General features: G+C 38.3%; 19 protein-coding genes and 1 pseudogene. 11 read left to right on the top strand and 9 right to left on the bottom strand.

The features are described from left to right. Window positions 1–16 precede the first annotated feature (16 nt). The gene (locus ACFJIZ_RS09985; protein WP_379093051.1) at window positions 17–313 is read right to left on the bottom strand and encodes a hypothetical protein; all 297 of its coding nucleotides are present in this window, start codon (window positions 311–313) and stop codon (window positions 17–19) included. A 222-nt stretch (window positions 314–535) separates the two neighbouring features. Here ACFJIZ_RS09985 and ACFJIZ_RS09980 point away from each other — a divergent pair, with 222 nt between their 5' ends. Then, entirely contained in the window at window positions 536–979 is a 444-nt protein-coding gene (locus ACFJIZ_RS09980; RefSeq protein ID WP_379093048.1) for a DUF4395 domain-containing protein, read from the top strand. Window positions 980–981: 2 nt separating this feature from the next. Here ACFJIZ_RS09980 and ACFJIZ_RS09975 read toward each other — a convergent pair whose 3' ends face one another. Both ACFJIZ_RS09975 and ACFJIZ_RS09970 read right to left on the bottom strand, forming a co-directional pair. Further along, complete coding sequence (locus ACFJIZ_RS09975; RefSeq protein WP_379093045.1) at window positions 982–1,116, bottom strand: hypothetical protein; 135 nt, start codon at window positions 1,114–1,116, stop codon at window positions 982–984. Continuing rightward, entirely contained in the window at window positions 1,113–1,871 is a 759-nt protein-coding gene (locus ACFJIZ_RS09970; RefSeq protein ID WP_379093042.1) for a hypothetical protein, read from the bottom strand. The genes ACFJIZ_RS09975 and ACFJIZ_RS09970 overlap by 4 nt, the downstream gene beginning before the upstream one ends. Before the next feature lie 301 nt (window positions 1,872–2,172). Here ACFJIZ_RS09970 and ACFJIZ_RS09965 point away from each other — a divergent pair, with 301 nt between their 5' ends. Next, window positions 2,173–2,475 (top strand): hypothetical protein, encoded by a 303-nt coding sequence (locus tag ACFJIZ_RS09965; protein WP_379093039.1) that lies wholly within the window; start codon window positions 2,173–2,175, stop codon window positions 2,473–2,475. A gap of 797 nt (window positions 2,476–3,272) precedes the next feature. Here ACFJIZ_RS09965 and hscA read toward each other — a convergent pair. Beyond that, window positions 3,273–5,135, bottom strand: a complete 1,863-nt coding sequence (gene hscA / locus ACFJIZ_RS09960) for a Fe-S protein assembly chaperone HscA (protein ID WP_379093036.1) — start codon at window positions 5,133–5,135, stop codon at window positions 3,273–3,275. Window positions 5,136–5,356: 221 nt separating this feature from the next. Between hscA and ACFJIZ_RS09955 the strand changes: the two genes are divergently transcribed. Further along, window positions 5,357–5,938, top strand: a complete 582-nt coding sequence (locus tag ACFJIZ_RS09955) for a tRNA-(ms[2]io[6]A)-hydroxylase (protein WP_379093033.1) — start codon at window positions 5,357–5,359, stop codon at window positions 5,936–5,938. Between the two features lie 219 nt (window positions 5,939–6,157). Here ACFJIZ_RS09955 and ACFJIZ_RS09950 read toward each other — a convergent pair whose 3' ends face one another. Then, complete coding sequence (locus ACFJIZ_RS09950) at window positions 6,158–7,249, bottom strand: DUF3810 domain-containing protein (protein WP_379093030.1); 1,092 nt, start codon at window positions 7,247–7,249, stop codon at window positions 6,158–6,160. Window positions 7,250–7,301: 52 nt separating this feature from the next. Continuing rightward, window positions 7,302–8,635, bottom strand: a pseudogene (locus tag ACFJIZ_RS09945) (dihydroorotase). Between the two features lie 514 nt (window positions 8,636–9,149). Here ACFJIZ_RS09945 and ACFJIZ_RS09940 point away from each other — a divergent pair. The 4 genes from ACFJIZ_RS09940 to ACFJIZ_RS09925 all read left to right on the top strand — a co-directional run bounded on the left by ACFJIZ_RS09940 (window position 9,150) and on the right by ACFJIZ_RS09925 (window position 12,023). Beyond that, the gene (locus ACFJIZ_RS09940; protein ID WP_379093027.1) at window positions 9,150–10,493 is read left to right on the top strand and encodes a DEAD/DEAH box helicase; all 1,344 of its coding nucleotides are present in this window, start codon (window positions 9,150–9,152) and stop codon (window positions 10,491–10,493) included. A 321-nt stretch (window positions 10,494–10,814) separates the two neighbouring features. After that, a complete protein-coding gene (locus ACFJIZ_RS09935; protein WP_379093024.1) occupies window positions 10,815–11,081 on the top strand; it encodes a hypothetical protein in 267 nt (88 codons plus the stop codon). A 122-nt stretch (window positions 11,082–11,203) separates the two neighbouring features. Next, window positions 11,204–11,539 (top strand): gliding motility protein GldC, encoded by a 336-nt coding sequence (gldC, locus tag ACFJIZ_RS09930; protein WP_055130145.1) that lies wholly within the window; start codon window positions 11,204–11,206, stop codon window positions 11,537–11,539. A 79-nt stretch (window positions 11,540–11,618) separates the two neighbouring features. Further along, window positions 11,619–12,023, top strand: coding sequence for a hypothetical protein (locus ACFJIZ_RS09925; RefSeq protein ID WP_379093020.1), 405 nt, complete (start codon window positions 11,619–11,621; stop codon window positions 12,021–12,023). On the opposite strand, the gene ACFJIZ_RS09920 is transcribed toward ACFJIZ_RS09925, so the two are convergent. Genes ACFJIZ_RS09920 through ACFJIZ_RS09910 form a run of 3 tightly spaced genes read right to left on the bottom strand, consistent with a single transcriptional unit; the run spans window position 12,020 to window position 13,583 of the window. Then, on the bottom strand, window positions 12,020–12,520 hold the full coding sequence (locus ACFJIZ_RS09920) for a lipocalin family protein (RefSeq protein WP_379093017.1): 501 nt from the start codon (window positions 12,518–12,520) through the stop codon (window positions 12,020–12,022). The two genes, ACFJIZ_RS09925 and ACFJIZ_RS09920, sit on opposite strands and share 4 nt — an antisense overlap. Before the next feature lie 52 nt (window positions 12,521–12,572). Continuing rightward, window positions 12,573–13,088: a DUF421 domain-containing protein gene (locus tag ACFJIZ_RS09915; protein ID WP_379093014.1), complete on the bottom strand. Its 516-nt coding sequence runs from the start codon at window positions 13,086–13,088 to the stop codon at window positions 12,573–12,575. 3 nt (window positions 13,089–13,091) lie between these two features. Beyond that, the gene (locus ACFJIZ_RS09910) at window positions 13,092–13,583 is read right to left on the bottom strand and encodes a methylated-DNA--[protein]-cysteine S-methyltransferase (protein ID WP_379093011.1); all 492 of its coding nucleotides are present in this window, start codon (window positions 13,581–13,583) and stop codon (window positions 13,092–13,094) included. 293 nt (window positions 13,584–13,876) lie between these two features. Here ACFJIZ_RS09910 and ACFJIZ_RS09905 point away from each other — a divergent pair, with 293 nt between their 5' ends. The 4 genes from ACFJIZ_RS09905 to ACFJIZ_RS09890 all read left to right on the top strand — a co-directional run bounded on the left by ACFJIZ_RS09905 (window position 13,877) and on the right by ACFJIZ_RS09890 (window position 17,153). Then, on the top strand, window positions 13,877–14,539 hold the full coding sequence (locus ACFJIZ_RS09905) for a heme exporter protein CcmB (RefSeq protein ID WP_379093008.1): 663 nt from the start codon (window positions 13,877–13,879) through the stop codon (window positions 14,537–14,539). 170 nt (window positions 14,540–14,709) lie between these two features. After that, the gene (gene ccsA, locus ACFJIZ_RS09900; protein ID WP_379093005.1) at window positions 14,710–15,366 is read left to right on the top strand and encodes a cytochrome c biogenesis protein CcsA; all 657 of its coding nucleotides are present in this window, start codon (window positions 14,710–14,712) and stop codon (window positions 15,364–15,366) included. A gap of 2 nt (window positions 15,367–15,368) precedes the next feature. After that, window positions 15,369–15,587: a CcmD family protein gene (locus tag ACFJIZ_RS09895; RefSeq protein ID WP_379093002.1), complete on the top strand. Its 219-nt coding sequence runs from the start codon at window positions 15,369–15,371 to the stop codon at window positions 15,585–15,587. Between the two features lie 144 nt (window positions 15,588–15,731). Beyond that, on the top strand, window positions 15,732–17,153 hold the full coding sequence (locus ACFJIZ_RS09890) for a Glu/Leu/Phe/Val dehydrogenase (protein ID WP_379092999.1): 1,422 nt from the start codon (window positions 15,732–15,734) through the stop codon (window positions 17,151–17,153). Window positions 17,154–17,255: the final 102 nt, after the last annotated feature.

The raw sequence follows: 17,255 nt of genomic DNA, 5'->3' as shown, positions 1-17,255 counted from the left end.
TTTAATACAGCAGTTGTTATAAAAATATGATCAACAGTTGGATGCTGATCAGTACAATGCCTAAAGAACTGATAAATAAAAGACCGTTAAAAGCACTTACCCTGAATTTGGTGGCAATGGCCGACAATAAGCTAAACAGGAAAAACGAGATCAGTAAATAGGGGATGGCCAACATCCAATAAGTGAGTTGGATCGAGGTGTCAAACAAGTTGACATCTACACCAGAATCCAGATAATTAGCCTTGCCTATATATAAGATCAGGGCGATAACTAAAGCAGGAATAAGAAGAGAGAAGAACGCTACTTTTTTCATTAATATGTCGTTTGTGTTTAAGTTGAAGAAGCCATTGTAAACATTGTATATTACTGTCTGTGAACAGTATGCTTATAATGGTTTATCAGCTAAATATAATACAATACTTCGAATATTAATTGTTTAAACATATAGATTACATCCTATTCCTAATGTCATAATCACAAAATATCTTTATTCCCTAAGGCACAACTAATATCTTTAAAGCAAAATATTGATCAAATGGATATTACCTGCCCAATTTCTGCCGAAAGAGTGAATGAAAATGTAGTGAGAGTGATCGCGATGATGGCTGCATTAATTACCGTTTCTTGTATCTTATCTGGTAATTATTGGGCGATGGTTTTTCTGGCTATAGATTTCGGAACAAGGGCATTTACTTCTGGTCAATGGAGCAGCTTAAGGATGATAGCCCATCAGCTTTCTAAGTTGTTTTCCCTTCCTCAAAAAATGAAAGACTTGGCCCCTAAAAAATTTGCTGCTACCATGGGTTTCGTTTTCTGTCTGTTGATCAGTGCTGTATATCTACTCGATTTCCCTAACCTTGCCATGGCTTTATCAATTTTATTGATTGTCTTCGCTTTGCTAGAAAGTGTGTTCGCTATTTGTGTAGGTTGTTATATCTATTCTTTTTATCATTTACTGACGAAAACAACAGACAATTGATGTTATCTTTTTCTTTCAATGATGGCTTTTAGGCCAGGTTCGCAGGTTAAAAGGTGCCAACCACCAAATACAACAAATACTTTATCTTGTTTATCCAATAAACGATCTATGGTTTGTAGCAGATATTGGTCCCTCATTCTTTCGACTTTCGACCAATCTGCTGGAACTTTCCTTTAGGATCAAATGGATTAGTTGGGGCCAATGTTTCCAGACTAAAAGGCCTATTCAGTAGTTGTTCGTAATTTTTCTTAAAAAAAGCTAAGGATTGCTCTTCCTTGTTCAATTGAACAGCGCCTTTTTTCATAATGTAGTTTTTGATAAAACCATCATACTTTTCTGCTACAGAAATACTATCACTAACATGTGCACCCTTTAATCCCCACATTAAACGTTCGGTTACAATATAGGCTAAAAACTCACCTTTGGTATAATGTGTTAAGAGCGACTTAAATTCTAAGCTATCTTGAATATCGCCATTCACAGTTTTGATTTTAAGGCTATCGGCCAGGGTTTTAACCAAGCCAATTTCTCCATCTTGTAATAGTGCTTCTTTTCTAGAAGTGTATATTTTTTTAGAAAGATCACCACCTTCATTTACACAGACTTCGGGTTTAAAGGCAAAAAATTGTTGTTCAATACCAGCAAACATAGGATTGGTAATGTCGCTATCATCAGTGAGGTGATTTACGCCGCAGAAGATGATTTCCTTCTTTTCATTTTTAAAGGTTAAAACATAAGGATTGGAGGGTAGCCTGCCAGCTGAATCCAATTTGATATCGAGATAACTTACGGTAGGGTAGGTTTTGGTTTCGGTTGTTTGCTGATTCTGTCTGCAACCACAAAATAGAACTGCTGAAAGAAACGTGAAAACTGAGAAGCTAATTATTTTCATTATACTTTGATCTGAATACTAAAATAGCGATTAAAAAGAAATTAGTTAAGCTTTGCTTTTTCGTTTTTTTTGTTCAGTTAAAAAATATTACCCTCCATTTTAATTGATAAAATGAACAGGATTTATATTTTTTAATCTGTTAATTTAGGATAACCTAAAACAAATAGTTAATTGAAAGACTGGAATGTCTGCTCTTAACTGGTGATGTTGTATACCTCAGTTACGGCAATCCAATCAACCTTATTTTATTCACCTATCCTTTTTCGTTTGCTTTTTCAATCGTAAAATAGCAATCAATTACATGAAAACACTAAAGAGAAACAATTTAATGATTTTAACCTTGGTACTTGGTGTAGCAATTATGTTTACCCAGAGTGCTTTTAAATTAAGCAAACCAAGAGCTGAATATAAATACATCAATACGGGTGTACATTATATTAAAGTTGATGATGCGGATTTGAGTGGTTGCTCATGGGTAACCAGCACTTATTATTGTGTGGTGGAAACCAACACAGATATGGGTGCCAGTTTCTCTTTTAGCCAACTGGGTGCCAGCGGTGCACAACCCGTAGCTGGTGCTTCCTTATCAGTTTACGAACAATAGTTATTGATACTTGAAAACATAGGATGATTTATTTGTCCTATGTTTTCTCTGTGCGGATGTGGTCAAAAGGTAGGCGGGTTATTAATTCCTTCAACCACATAGAAACATAGGTCACATAGTCTTTGGCCTATCTATGTTTTTTCTGTGTCTATGTGGTCAAAAGATAGGTGGGTTACTAATTCAACACATAGAAACATAGGTCACATAGTCTTTGGTCTATCTATGTTTTTTCTGTGCCTATGTGGTCAAAAAGATAGGTGGATTATTAATTTAACACATAGGAACATAGGTCACATAGTTTTTGGTCTATCTATGTTTTTTCTGTGCCTATGTGGTCAAAAGATAGGTGGGTTATTAATTCAACACATAGAAATATATGTCACATAGTCTTTGGTCTATCTATGTTTTCTCTGTGCCTATGTGGTCAAAAAGATAGGTGGATTATTAATTTAACACATAGGAACATAGGTCACATAGTTTTTGGTCTATCTATGTTTTTTCTGTGCCTATGTGGTCAAAAGATAGGTGGGTTATTAATTCAACACATAGAAATATAGGTCACATAGTCTTTGGTCTATCTATGTTTTCTCTGTGCCTATGTGGTCAAAAGATAGGTTGGTTATTAATTCAACACATAGAAACATAGGTCACATAGTCTTTGGCCTATCTATGTTTTCTCTGTGCCTATGTGGTCAAAAAGATAGGTGGGTTATTAATTCAACACATAGAAATATAATTCACATAGTCTTTGGTCTATCTATGTTTTGTAGGCGCCTATTTGGTAGAAAGAATAAATATTAAGGTTTGTCTATGCTTTTGCCTTTCATGGCCTGGCCAACAGCCATGTCCATTAAGCGTTCTGCAAAGGGACGTGTAAACTCGTTCAGTTCATCAGCTTTTTTAAGGATACGGTCCTTGTCACCACTGTCTAAGGCATCCTTAAGTTCGGCAATGATCACAATGGTTAAAGTAAGTTCTTGCTCGTTTAAGATGTTGCCATTTTTTTTGATGAACCGCTCTGCGGTATAAACCAATTGCTCTCCTTCACTTTTCGCTTCGATCAACATGCGCTGTTCCACATCACTTTTGGCATTTTCAATACTGTCGATCAACATTTTTTCAACCGTATCATCACTTAAACCATAACTTGGTACAATATCTATTTCTTGCTTTACACCAGAACGCAGTTCGATGGCCTGAACCGTTAAAATCCCATCAGCATTCAGCAAAAAGTTGATGTCTACCTTTGGCAAACCTGCAGGCATGGCCGGAATCCCTTTTAGATCAAACTCTGCCAATTTACGGTTTTCTTTAACCAGGTCGCGTTCGCCTTGGTAAACAGAAATCTTCATGTTTACCTGACCATCAATAGAAGTGGTATACTGGCGACCAGCTTTGGTAGGTACTTTGCTGTTGCGTGCAATGATCACATCCATTAAGCCGCCCATGGTTTCTATACCTAAAGAAAGTGGCGTCACATCCAACAATAAAATATCAGAACGGTTACCTGCCAATATATCGGCTTGTATGGCGGCACCCAAAGCAACAACTTCATCTGGATTGATCTGATCGTGTGGTTGACGGTTAAAAAACGTACTTACTGCTTGTTTTACGTAAGGTGTACGCGTTGATCCACCCACTAAAACTACCTCATCGATTTCGGCAATGCTCAAATTGGCATCAGTTAATGCCTGTTTACAACAGGTTAAGGTTTCGGCAACTTTATCAGCAATCAATTGCTCAAAAGTCTGTTTGTCTAAAGTACACCAGATATCACCTACCTGTTCGTTATATAGATTTTGGGTAGATAATGCTTTTTTAGCAGCTTCTGCTTGTAAACGCAAAGTTTGCATCAAGATATTGTCTTGTGCTACTTTGGCAATGTCGAGTTTGTTTTTTTCTATCCAATAGTTTAAAATGGCCCTATCAAAATCATCGCCACCTAAAAATGTATTGCCATTGGTAGAAAGCACTTCGAAGATCCCATTTTGGATTTGTAAGATCGATACATCAAAAGTACCACCACCAAGATCATAAACGGCTATTGTTTTTTGTTGTGTAGGGTCTAAACCTAAACCATAGGCCAAGCTGGCAGCCGTTGGCTCATTCACAATACGCAGTACATCCAATCCTGCCAGTTTACCAGCATCGCGGGTAGCTTGTCTCTGACTATCATTAAAATAGGCAGGAACCGTAATTACTGCTCTGTTTACAGGTGTTTTCAGTGCATGTTCGGCTCTGGCCTTTAGTTCTTTTAGGATCTCTGCCGAAAGCTCAATAGGTGTATAAAATCTATTTCCGGCTTTGATCTTTACCAAAGCATCGGTATCATCATCAATCACTTTGTAGCTGAAAATATCTTGATGACTGGCTACATCTTTATAAGAACGGCCCAATAAACGCTTTACAGAAAAAATCGTGTTTGCAGGGTCGGTAGTTAAATAGGCTTTGGCCTCGTTGCCAACCTCAGCATCGCCATGTTCATTAAAATGCACTACAGATGGTACCAAAAGCCCTTTGCCAGTATCGTTGATCACTTGTGGGTTTTTATCAGGATTGATAAAAGCAACCAAACTATTGGTAGTGCCTAGATCTATACCAACTATAATTTCTTCTTGTTGTAATGAACCTGTAGCCAGGTTGATGGAGATTTTTGCCATAACAGGGCAAATTTACAATAATGTTATAAGGTTAAAGTCCAAAAGATGTAAAAAGTAGTTGAAAAAGGTAAAATGGAAGATGTAAAATGGAAATCTTAGCCTTTAGTTCATATCTACTCAAATCTTGGTTCGTGTCGACACGAACCAAGGGCAATAAACAAACTCTGGTTATTTATGTTCTTCCAAATCAACTTCCATACTAATTTCTTAATTTTGGGCTTATGTTAGGACTAAAATTATTAACAGACCCACGTTGGGCAGATATTGCCGAATCTAATTTAGAAGAGATTTTAACCGACCATGCCTGGTGCGAACAAAAAGCAGCTACCAATGCCATCAACCTTATTGCCGACAATTGTGAGCATATCGAGCTGGTGCAAGAGCTCACGGTGATTGCATTAGAGGAGATGCAGCATTTTCAACAAGTGGTTGATATCATTAGAGAGCGTGGCTATACTTTAGGTCGTGGCCGGAAGGATGATTACGTAGGACAGTTGATGAAGTTCTGCAAAAAAGACGGGAGCCGAAATACGGCATTTATTGAAAGGTTATTGTTTGCAGCAATGATCGAGGCCCGAAGTTGTGAACGTTTTCGCGTACTTTCGTTAAATATCAAAGATGCTGCTTTGGCAAAATTCTATCACGAACTGATGGTTTCTGAAGCCGGACATTATACTACTTTTTTAAACTTCGCCCGTAAATATACCATTGATGTTGATGTAGATAAACGCTGGAAAGAATGGTTAGCTTTTGAAGGTGAATTGATCCAGACTTTTGGAAAGAAAGAAGCGATACATGGGTAGGTAGTAGTTCATTGGTTCATTCGTCATTAGTTCATTTGTGTAGCTCAAATAGGGAATGATGATAGTTCATTGGTCATTAGTTCATTTGTGTAACCCAGACGGGGAATGGTGATAGTTCACTCGTCATTAGTTCATTTATCTAGCCCAAATAGGGAATGGTGATAGTTCATTTGTCATTAGTTCATTTGCGTTTAGCTAATTTACAATTGAACCGATGAACTAATGAACCAATTCATTCTTATGCAGGTTCCATAGCCAGATTACAATGTTCTGGTAGCTGTTGATGCCACTTTTTTGCTTGTTCAGCTTAAGGAATTTATCAAAGGCAAAACCCATGTAGGCAGACATTTCTCCGTTGTATTTTGCCCAGAACTCGTTTTCTGCTTTGAAATTGGCCAGCACTTTAGGGTCAATCTTATTGAGCATGATCGTATAATCTTCTGGCGATTTTACCCTCACCTCTAGCAAGATGTACCGCAACATGTTATAGTTAACTGAATAGAGGAAATCTGGGTTTTTGCTATTGATGCCTACCAGATAAGCTACCAAATTGGCTTCGTCTTCTCTGGCCACACCCAATTGGTGCGAAATTTCATGGCAGGTTACAAAAGGCAATACCCATGCTGGCATTTTCATGTTCAGGTTGGCCTCGCCACTTAAGGGATTGTAATAACCCTCAATACCGATCTTACTGATGGCCCAACCATTTAACACAGGCTTTACCGATGGGGCATTGTAAGTAAAGAATGGATTTTTTGCTGCCATCCGCTGATAGTCGATCACTGCCTGGGCGCTAAGCGCTTTAATGGTATAACTCAGCTGAGGTGTAGTTTGAGCTTGAAGTGCATTTAACTTTCCAATAAAATAATCGCCCAATAGCACCAATTCTTTAACGCTATACTTTTGGTTACTGATGTTTAATTGCTGGGTAATGCTGGGTCTGGAATAGTTTAAGCCCCAAAGCAATTTAAAACTGATGGATAGGATAAGGATAATGTTAAAAAACTTTAATGGAACAGCCCATCTATCGGCTTTGGTCAACGATTTTCTTTTTTTGAATAACAGCACCAACTTCCTCAATGAAAATAAAATCAGTATCACATATAAAATATCGCCCAATGCAAAAGGAAAAATAGAAGAAATCCATCTTAAAACTGTGGTAACAATAGGGTAGAAGCCATTGGAATAATAGCTAAGTACCAAGTTTGGATACAATTCAAAAATGAACAATAAAATAGTGATTCCAAATATGATGGATGTTTGTACGAGAAGCTTACGGAGTGGTGTTGCTTGCATAATCTGTTGCAACAAACTTAATCGATTTGTTGGGTATGTTTGCCTGATTTCAAATAATAAAAGAAACTTATCTGGTAAAACTCAATCTTTTTCCAAGTTCTCTAGTAACAAACCTTCCATTTTGATAAGCTAGGTTGCCCGAAACAAATGTATGTGTAATGCTGGCTTGGAAAGTATCCCCATCAAAAGGAGACCAGCCACATTTATAGAAGACGTTGATAGGGGTTACTTTAAAAGGATCATTTAAATTAACCAGAACCAGATCCGCCCAATAACCTTCACGGATAAAGCCACGCTGCTCAATGTCGAAACAGATAGCCACATTATGTGCGGTTTTTTCTACAATCTTTTCTAAAGATATTTTGCCTTGTAGGTGCATTTCTAACAAAGCAGGTAAGGCATGTTGTACCAATGGACCACCAGATGGAGCTGAGGCATAAGGTTGTTGTTTCTCTGCCAAAGTATGCGGAGCATGGTCGGTGGCAATTACATCGATATTGTCATTTAAAACACCATTTAAAATACCAGCCTGGTCTGCCGCTGTTTTTACGGCTGGGTTCCATTTAATGAAATTCCCTTTTTTGGCATAATCTGTATCATTGAACCAAAGGTGATGCACACAGGCTTCGGCAGTAATTCTTTTCTGCGCCAAAGGTATGCTGTTGTCGAACAAGGTAATTTCTTTAGCCGTAGAAATATGGAGGATGTGTAGACGTGTTTGGTAACGCTTAGCCAATTCGACTGCCAAGGATGAAGATTTATAACAAGCTTCAGCACTACGAATCAAAGGGTGCATCTCTATGGTCAGGTCTTCACCATATTTGGCTTTAAAAGTGGCCAAATTCTCTCTGATCGTTTGTTCATCTTCACAGTGGGTAGCCACTAAGATCGGTGCTTTGCTAAAGATGTTCTCTAAAGTTTTTTCATTGTCTACCAACATGTTTCCAGTTGAAGAACCCATAAACACCTTAATGCCGCAAACATCCTTTGCATTGGTTTTTAAAACTTCTTCTATGTTGTCGTTACTGGCACCCATATAAAATGAATAATTGGCCAGCGAGGTTTCTGCGGCAATGGCGTATTTATCGGCCAATAACGCTTGGGTTAAAGTGTTGGGTACGGTGTTGGGCATTTCCATAAAAGAGGTAATGCCACCTGCAACGGCTGCCATACTTTCTGTAAAGATATCTGCTTTATGGGTTAGGCCAGGCTCTCTAAAATGGACTTGGTCGTCTATCATGCCTGGTAAAAGGTAAAGTCCTTCGGCATTGATTCTTGTGCCGTTGGAGCTGATAAACCTTCGCCAATTTGCTCAATCCTTCCATTTTTCACCAAAACATCAGCTATAAACTGTTTGCCCTCATTCACTAAAGTAGCGCCTTTGATCAGATAAGTATTCATGGCCATAAAGTTAGTGTTTTAGTAGAAAAAACTGAATAGAAAGTAGAAAGAATGAAGGATGTTGATGATTTGTGGGTTATACTTGGTTCGTGGGACACGAACCAAGGTGAAATGAAAAAATAGTTGCAGAGTGGAAGAAGTATGATCTAAGTTGCAAGAAGTATAGTCTAAGTAGCGAGAAATATAGTCTAAGTTGCAAGAAGTATAGTCTAAGTTGCAAGAAGTATAGTCTAAGTTGCAAGAAGTATAGTCTAAGTAGCGAGAAATATAGTCTAAGTAGCAAGAAGTATAGTCTAAGTAGCAAGAAGTATGGTCTAAGTAGCAAGAAGTATGGTCTGAGTAGCGAGAAATATGGTCTGAGTAGCGAGAAGTATAGTCTAAGTTGCAAGAAGTATGGTCTAAGTAACGAGATATTTCTTGTCATAGGTTCGTGGTGATACGAACCTATGGTGTATGTTAAAGCTTTATCCTTATGCTTTCAAACCCTCAACCTTATTCCGTATCTTTGTGCGCTATGGCAAAATCGTTCGAAGAATTTAATTTAAATAGGCAGATCCTAAACGCAGTTGCCGATGCGGGTTATACAGTTGCAACACCTATTCAGGAAAAAGTAATTGCACCAGTTTTATCTGGTCAGGATATTTGTGGCATTGCAGAAACCGGAACCGGAAAAACAGCTGCTTATGTGCTGCCCATGCTCATGAAGCTAAAGTATGCGCAAGGCGATGCCGCAAGGGCTTTGATCTTGGCACCCACCAGAGAATTGGCCATGCAGATCGCCGAACAGGTAAAGATCTTCTCTGCTTATACGGATCTGCGCTCTGTCGTTATTTTTGGAGGCATAGGTCCAAAAGCACAAAAAGAACAGCTCAAGGCCGGCGTAGACATCATCATCGCCACACCAGGTCGTTTTTTAGATATTTATCTATCAGGAGACATCAACACCAAATACCTACAGTTTTTGGTGTTGGATGAAGCTGATAAAATGATGGACATGGGTTTTATCGGGTCTATCCACCGTATTTTAGAAGTTGTGCCCCGCAAACGTCAGAACCTGCTTTTTTCGGCTACCATGAGCGATTTGGTACAAAAAATTGCCGGTGATTTCTTGAAACACCCTACCATTATAGAGGCATCAGAACAGGCTACACCTGCGCAAACGGTAACACAGGCGCTGTACGAAGTGCCCAACTTTAAAACAAAAATCAACTTATTGCAGCACTTACTTAAAGACGATGAAGCATTTAATAGGCTGATCATCTTCTGTAAGACCAAAACGGTTGCTGATAACATCACTAGTTTTATTGTGCGTAGGTTTGGCGAAGAATCAGTTCGTGTGATCCATGCCAATAAAGGTCAGAATACCCGTATCAACTCGATCAACAGCTTTAAAGAAGGAAATATCAGGGTTTTGGTAGCAACGGATGTGGCCTCTAGAGGAATTGATGTAACCGATGTAAGCCATGTGATCAATTTTGATGTACCTATTATTATTGAAGATTATGTACACAGGATTGGCCGTACGGGTAGGGCTTTTGCCACTGGCGATGCCATTACCTTTTGCACGGAGGCCGAGAAGTATTATATCCGTAAGATCGAAAAACTGATCCGCCAATATATTCCAGTGCTGCCTATACCAGAAGAGGTTTTCATAGAAGAAACACCTTACGATGAACGCCAACATATTGCCAGAGAGATCGATAACCAGAAACGTAAGGAAAATCCCGATTTTAAAGGTGCTTTCCACGAAAAGAAAAATGCTAAACAGATCGAAGAAAGGGAGCGTGACAAAGCACGTGCAAATGCACACAAACAAAAGGTATTTAAAAAGAAAAAACGATTTGATAAAAAGAAGTAAACTATATGTTTAAACAAGTTAAATTTACTGTTTTTAATGTGTTTATCGCGCTGCTTTTAGCTGGGGCAACTTTCTTTACAATCGGTGCATTGCGAACAGATAGACTTAATTTAAATCCATTATTTGCTTTAATTTGTTTTGTTCTCGCTTTTGGGCTATTCAGTATTCGTTTGCTTATCAGATTTTTTTTAAAGACTTAAAAAAAGCGAGTATCGCTGAAGAAATACTCTTGACCATTGTAGCCTTAATTTTTTTCTTTTTTTGTGTTATTACATTGCAACTGATGGGGTACCTCCAATAGTCATAATTAATTTATAACAAATGAAACTGCGATTAACACCTTTAAACATTGTAACAGCCTTGGGCATTGCCTTTTTAGCGGTCAGTTTTTTTCAGCCAAAAACTACCAGTGTTGGGCATGTGCAGATGGGAACATTTTATCAATTGATCTTTGCAGCATTGATCGTGGTTACCATTATTAGCGATTTGATCTTTAGGTTTACCTTAAAGGAACTGAAACGCATTTGGCTGGTAGAAATGGTATTTATTATCCTCACCATCATCCTTTTTTTAATATTACAAAAGTAAAACGAAGCAGGTTGAAATATGCCTCGTAAAATCAGCATATTTGCAACCGAAAAAATAACTTAGTGAATTGATTGGATCGCACCCACAGGTGATATCGTTAAATCGGTGAAATTATCCTTAACATGAGAAAAGCAGAAATAAAGATAACTGTAGAATTAGATAACCAGAACATGCCAGAGAACATCCTCTGGGAAAGTACAGATGCTGAAACGCAAGATCAGGTGCCTGTAAAATCGATGATTTTGGCCTTATGGGACCACAATTATAAAAACTCTATGCGCATTGACCTTTGGACAAAAGATATGCCTGTAGATGAGATGAAACGTTTTTTTTATGAAACCTTACAGACCATGGGCGATAGTTTCTTAAAAGCCACAGGTGAAGAGAATATCGTGGAAGACCTTCGCGATTATTGTGCACATTTTGCAGATAAAATGGGTATCGACCCAAGGAAATAGATCAGTTAACAGTTTTCGGTTGGCAGCTGACCGCTTTCCGTTAACAATTTTTAAACTTTTAACTTTCAACTCCATCCATATGTTGATCATCAAAAAAGTAAACGCTTATATCGGTCTTTTGTTAGCCATCATAGGCATCACCATCTCGCCGATTATCAAGGTGCCATTTAAGGGAAATTGGAATTTATACCAAACGGACAGTAGGTTGTTCTTTATTACCCTGGCTTTGATCGCATTAACTTCATTGTGTTTGTTTGTTAGGCAGTTAAGGGCTTTTAGGTTGTTGTCTTTTGTGCTGTTTGCTTGGGCCTTATTAATGGCTGCGGCAGTATATTTTAAAACAAACCATTATTTCAACTCCAAATTTTTTGATAAAGTATTGGCAAAAACGATCCACTATCAATGGGGTTGGATCGTGTTGTTGGTAGCTGTGATCTTGTTGGTAACCAGTGTTAGAAAAGGGGAGAACTTAAACGCAAATTAATGTTGTTGTGAGGTAAGCTTACTTACTTCATAACCTTTTGCTTTACATCTCGCTACAATCTCATCATACGTGTTTTTGGGCATTTTTTGGCTGCGGCTCATGATAAACAAAAATTTGTGCTCAGGGTGGCCTACTACGACATAAGAATAGTCGTTGGCTAGTTCAATGATCCAATAATCTACTTTAATGGGCCAGATAAATTGGGCTTTCAGTTCTCCGTTTTGTCCTTTTTCTGAAGGGAACATCTTCGATTTTCTCGAATAAACGGATTCGTCACCTGGTTTTTTATAGGTGGTCAACACATCATAATAGCCTTCGCTATTGAGTGTATATCTAGTGGTGGTTTCCCTGCTTCCTTTATCAAATATGGTAGGGATAGAGTAAAGGGAATACCAAGTGCCAGCATATTTTTTTAATTCTATTTTGGCAACTGGTGTGTTTTTTTCTGCAGAAAAACTGCTTAGGCAGACCAATAAAAGTACGGTTAAGGCTCTCATAAACTACTTTTTAAAGTATTTACGAATTAAAACCAAGAACGGTTTTGCTGCCTTACATGTTTAGCCCTAAGGTTTTGTGTACTTTTTTGCGTTTAAAACTGGTGTGCTTAAGTTCTTTGGTTCCGGTAATGATGCTGATGTTGCCATCAACCTCAAAAATGGCCAGTTTTACATCCTTATAATATTCAACACCATGTTCGCGCATGGCTTCCTTCAGTTCCTCATCTGTAATTCCCAAATGGCTCAATTTTTCGAAATTCAATTTGCCATCATGGATGAAGATCTCTGGATGTTCGAAGATCAGTTCTCTTAGTTTCTTGTTCTTAAAGGTTATCTTCTTTAAAAGAAAATTGAGGATAAAAAGCACGGCAGCGGCAGCCAAACCGCCCAATAAACTGGTGTTGTTGCCTACCATGGCGTTTTGTACTGCATTACTGATCAATAAGATCAACACCACATCGATGGTATTCAATTGCGAAAGTTCCTTTTTGCCAGTTAGGCGAATGGCAACCAACATAAAGGCATAAACGGCCAAACTACGCAGGGCGATATCTAAATATGGGTTCATTTTTTAAAACTTTAAAGTCATTTGTCCTTTGCCGCTGATCTCTTTTTCATGTTCCAATAACCATTGCTTGCGCCATAGCTCGCCCGCATAACCTACCAATTTGCCATCGCTGCCAATTACCCTATGGCAGGGTACCACAATAGCCAGGTTATTTTTTCCGTTGGCTGCTGCAATTGCCCTAATGGCCAAAGGATTGTTCAGCTGCTCAGAAAATTTAAGGTAGGACAAGGTATCGCCATAACCAATGGTACACAATGCTTCCCAAACCGATTGTTGAAACGCAGTGCCTTTTTGTGCCATTTTAAAGGTAAACTCTTTTGATTTCCCATCAAAATAAGCCTGCAGTTGTTCTTTGGCAGTTTTGCTAATGTCGTTCTCGGATAGCTCCTCTGTGTTTCTTTTGCCAAAAGTAACTTCATATACTGCCGTATCATCAGCTAAAATGACAAGCTCCCCGATAGGGCTTTTTAAAATGCTACAATAGATAGGCTCCACAACACAATATTACGAAATAGTTAGGTAGTATAAAGTAGTTAGTATAAAGTATAGAGATTGGTTCATTGGTCATTAGTTCATTTGTCATTGGTTCATTAGTTCAATAGTTCATTTGTCATTGGTTCAATAGGTTTGTAAATTGATTTCCTTTCTATTTCATCATTGGCCATCATCTATCTTCCATTTTCCCTTTTACATCTTCCATCAAGCCATCTTATCTTCTAAAAAGTCATTTAACCTTCAACTTTTAATATTCAAGTGCCTAAACCAAGCTTTTGATTATCTTTGTCGCCATGCAAATTGCAAATCAGGTTAAACATTTGATCAAAAAGGAAGTGCTATTAGAGTGGCGTTCGAAATATGCCCTTAATGGTGTTTTACTTTATGTGGTTTCTACTGTTTTTGTCTGTTTCCTCTCTTTTGTAACGGTAGAGAAACTGACATGGAATGCCCTGTTCTGGATCATTATGCTTTTTGCTTCCATTAATGCCATTGCCAAAAGTTTTTTACAAGAAAGCAGGGGTAGACATTTATATATCTATACTTTGGTTAGCCCTACGGCATTGATCATTGCCAAAACTATTTATAATGGCTTGTTGATGATTGGTTTAACATTAATTGCCTTGCTGTTCTATTGCATCGTTTTTCCGGCGCCAAAGGAAACGGATCTGTTGATGTATTTTGTAGCCGCCGTACTAGGTAGTTTAAGTTTTGCCACGGTTTTTACCATGGTTTCGGCCATTGCTTCAAAGGCGGGTAACGGCGGTATGTTGATGGCGATTTTGAGTTTTCCGATCATTATTCCGGTTTTGATCGTGCTGATCAAGCTGGCTAAAAATGCGATAGATGGATTGGACAGAAGCGTAAGTTTAGATGATATAGGCCTTTTAGTGGTGATAAATGTAATGGTAATGGCGGTGTCTTTAATATTATTCCCATATTTGTGGCGTGATTAGGGAGCAGGGATTAAGGATAAAAGACAGTAGTCTATAAAATGAATAAATGTGGCGATTTACAGTTAAGGGGTTAAACAATTAACCAGTTATCGGTTGGCCACGAAACAATTGAGCAATTAAACAATGAGGCACGAAGTCTTGATACTCAAATCTCAATACTAATAAATAGAATGAAAAAAAATTGGTGGAAAATTTTAGGTGCCGTTCTGGTACTTTACTCAACAATTGCTGGCTTTTTAATAGGTGTGCCACGTTTGGCCATCTTACATGAATCGATCAGAAACCTTTATTTCCATGTACCGATGTGGTTTGCCATGATCGTACTGTTCTCTAATTCTATTTTTTATAGTGTTAGGTCTTTGTCTACACAAAGTGAAGTGGATGATCTAAAGGCTGTAGAGAGTATCAAAGCTGGTGTATTGTTTGGTATTCTAGGTCTGCTTACGGGTATGGTATGGGCCAAGTTTGCCTGGGGCGAGTTTTGGAGCTTTGATCCTAAGCAGAACTTTTCAGCCATCTCGCTTTTGTTATATTTTGCCTACTTGGTTTTAAGGAATGCGATTGACGAAGAGCAGAAAAGAGCCAAGATTTCGGCTATCTACAACATTTTTGCCTTCCCGATGATGATTGTACTCATCTTTGTACTGCCGCGTTTAAAAGATTCGTTACACCCGGGTAATGGCGGTAATCCAGGTTTTAACATGTATGATCTGGACAGTAGGATGCGTATGGTTTTTTACCCAGCCTGTTTGGGATGGATCCTGATCGGTTATTGGGTATATACCATCCGTTTCAGAATTAGTTCATTAGTTTATAAACAACAATAATTATGAAGAAGTTTGCCTTTACCTTAATGATGTTAATTACTTCATTAAACCTGTTTGCCCAAAATAACGATATTGAAATGGCCGATGCATTGCGTAGCAATGGGAAAATATATATCGTAGTGATCTGCGTTGTGATCATTCTGGTAGGTTTATTGATCTATCTGTTTACGCTTGATAGAAGATTAAAAATGTTAGAAAAAAAAAAATCTGACAAAAACTAATTTTAAACCTCATAGACCTAATCTTTTAGGGCTTTTATTATGGTGTTTATCTTACACTAAGCAAAATTTCACTTGCATTAATGGTTTATTTTAATGCAATTTTGCACCCGTAAAAGAAGAAAACCAATTATAAAATAACAAATAATGGCTAATACAGCAAACGAGACAAGTTTCTTTACAGATGTTTGTAAGAACTTTGATAGCGCCGCCCAATTTACCAATCATCCAGAAGGTCTATTGGCTCAAATAAAAGCATGTAACAGTGTATACCGTTTTCAATTCCCTATCCGTAGAGGAAACGGTTTTGAAGTGATTGACGCATGGCGTGTAGAACACTCTCACCACATGAGTCCGACAAAAGGTGGTATACGCTATAGCGAAATGGTTAATGAAGACGAGGTGATGGCTCTTGCAGCTTTGATGACCTACAAATGTGCCATTGTAAACGTTCCTTTTGGTGGTGCTAAAGGTGGTATTTGCATCAATCCTAAAAATTATTCTGTTGCAGAGTTAGAAACAATTACTCGTCGTTACACCACAGAATTGATTAAAAAGAATTTTATTGGTCCTGGTATTGACGTTCCTGCTCCTGATTATGGATCTGGCGAGCGTGAAATGAGCTGGATCGCTGATACATATATGACCATGAACCCTGGTTCTTTAGATGCCTTGGGTTGTGTTACTGGTAAACCAATTGCTTTACATGGTATCCGTGGTAGAAAAGAAGCTACTGGTCGTGGTGTTGCTTATGCGGTACGCGAGTGTGTTTCTTTTGGAGAAGACATGGCTAAAATTGGCTTAACCGCTGGTTTAGAAAATAAAAAAATAATTGTACAAGGTTTAGGTAACGTAGGTTACCACTCAGCTAAATTCTTGGCAGAATTTGGTGGTATCATTGTTGGTATTTGCGAGTTTGAAGGTGCAATCTACAATGCCAATGGTTTAAATATCGATGAGGTTTTTGCTCACCGTAAAAACACGGGTTCAATTTTAGGTTTCCCAGGTGCAACTGACTTTAAAAATTCAATGGAAGGTTTAGAGCAAGAATGCGATATCTTGGTGCCTGCTGCATTGGAAAACCAGATCACTGGCGACAATATCCGCAGGATCAAAGCAAAAATCATTGCTGAAGGTGCAAACGGACCATGTACACCAGAAGCTGAAGAAATCTTCACTGAAATGGGTGGTATCATTATCCCAGATATGTATTGTAACGCCGGTGGTGTAACTGTTTCTTATTTCGAGTGGTTGAAAAACCTTTCTCACGTAGCTTTCGGTCGTATGGAAAGCCGTTACGCAGAAAACTCAAATGCAAACTTGATCAATACCTTAGAGAGCTTAACCGGAAAAAGCATTCCTGCCGAAAACCGTTTGATGATCGTTAAAGGTGCGTCTGAAATGGAATTGGTAAATTCTGGTCTAGAAGACACGATGATCCATTCTTACCGCGAGATCAGAGAGACATTGATGAACAAACCTGCAATCAAAACATTGAGAACTGCGGCATTTGTAAACTCAATCGATAAAATTGCGATTTCATACATGAACTTAGGTATCTGGCCATAAGTTAAAACATCAATTAAAAAGCCCTGCATCTGCAAAGATGCAGGGCTTTTTTTGTGGGTCAAGATAATCTGTAATTATCATGACAATTGTAGAAAAACATTG

The organism is Pedobacter sp. UC225_65, assembly GCF_042698365.1.
In the GTDB taxonomy this organism is placed as follows: Bacteria; Bacteroidota; Bacteroidia; order Sphingobacteriales; family Sphingobacteriaceae; genus Pedobacter.
Note: the sequence above shows the minus strand (reverse complement) of the source record. Positions and strands in the feature narration are given on the sequence as shown.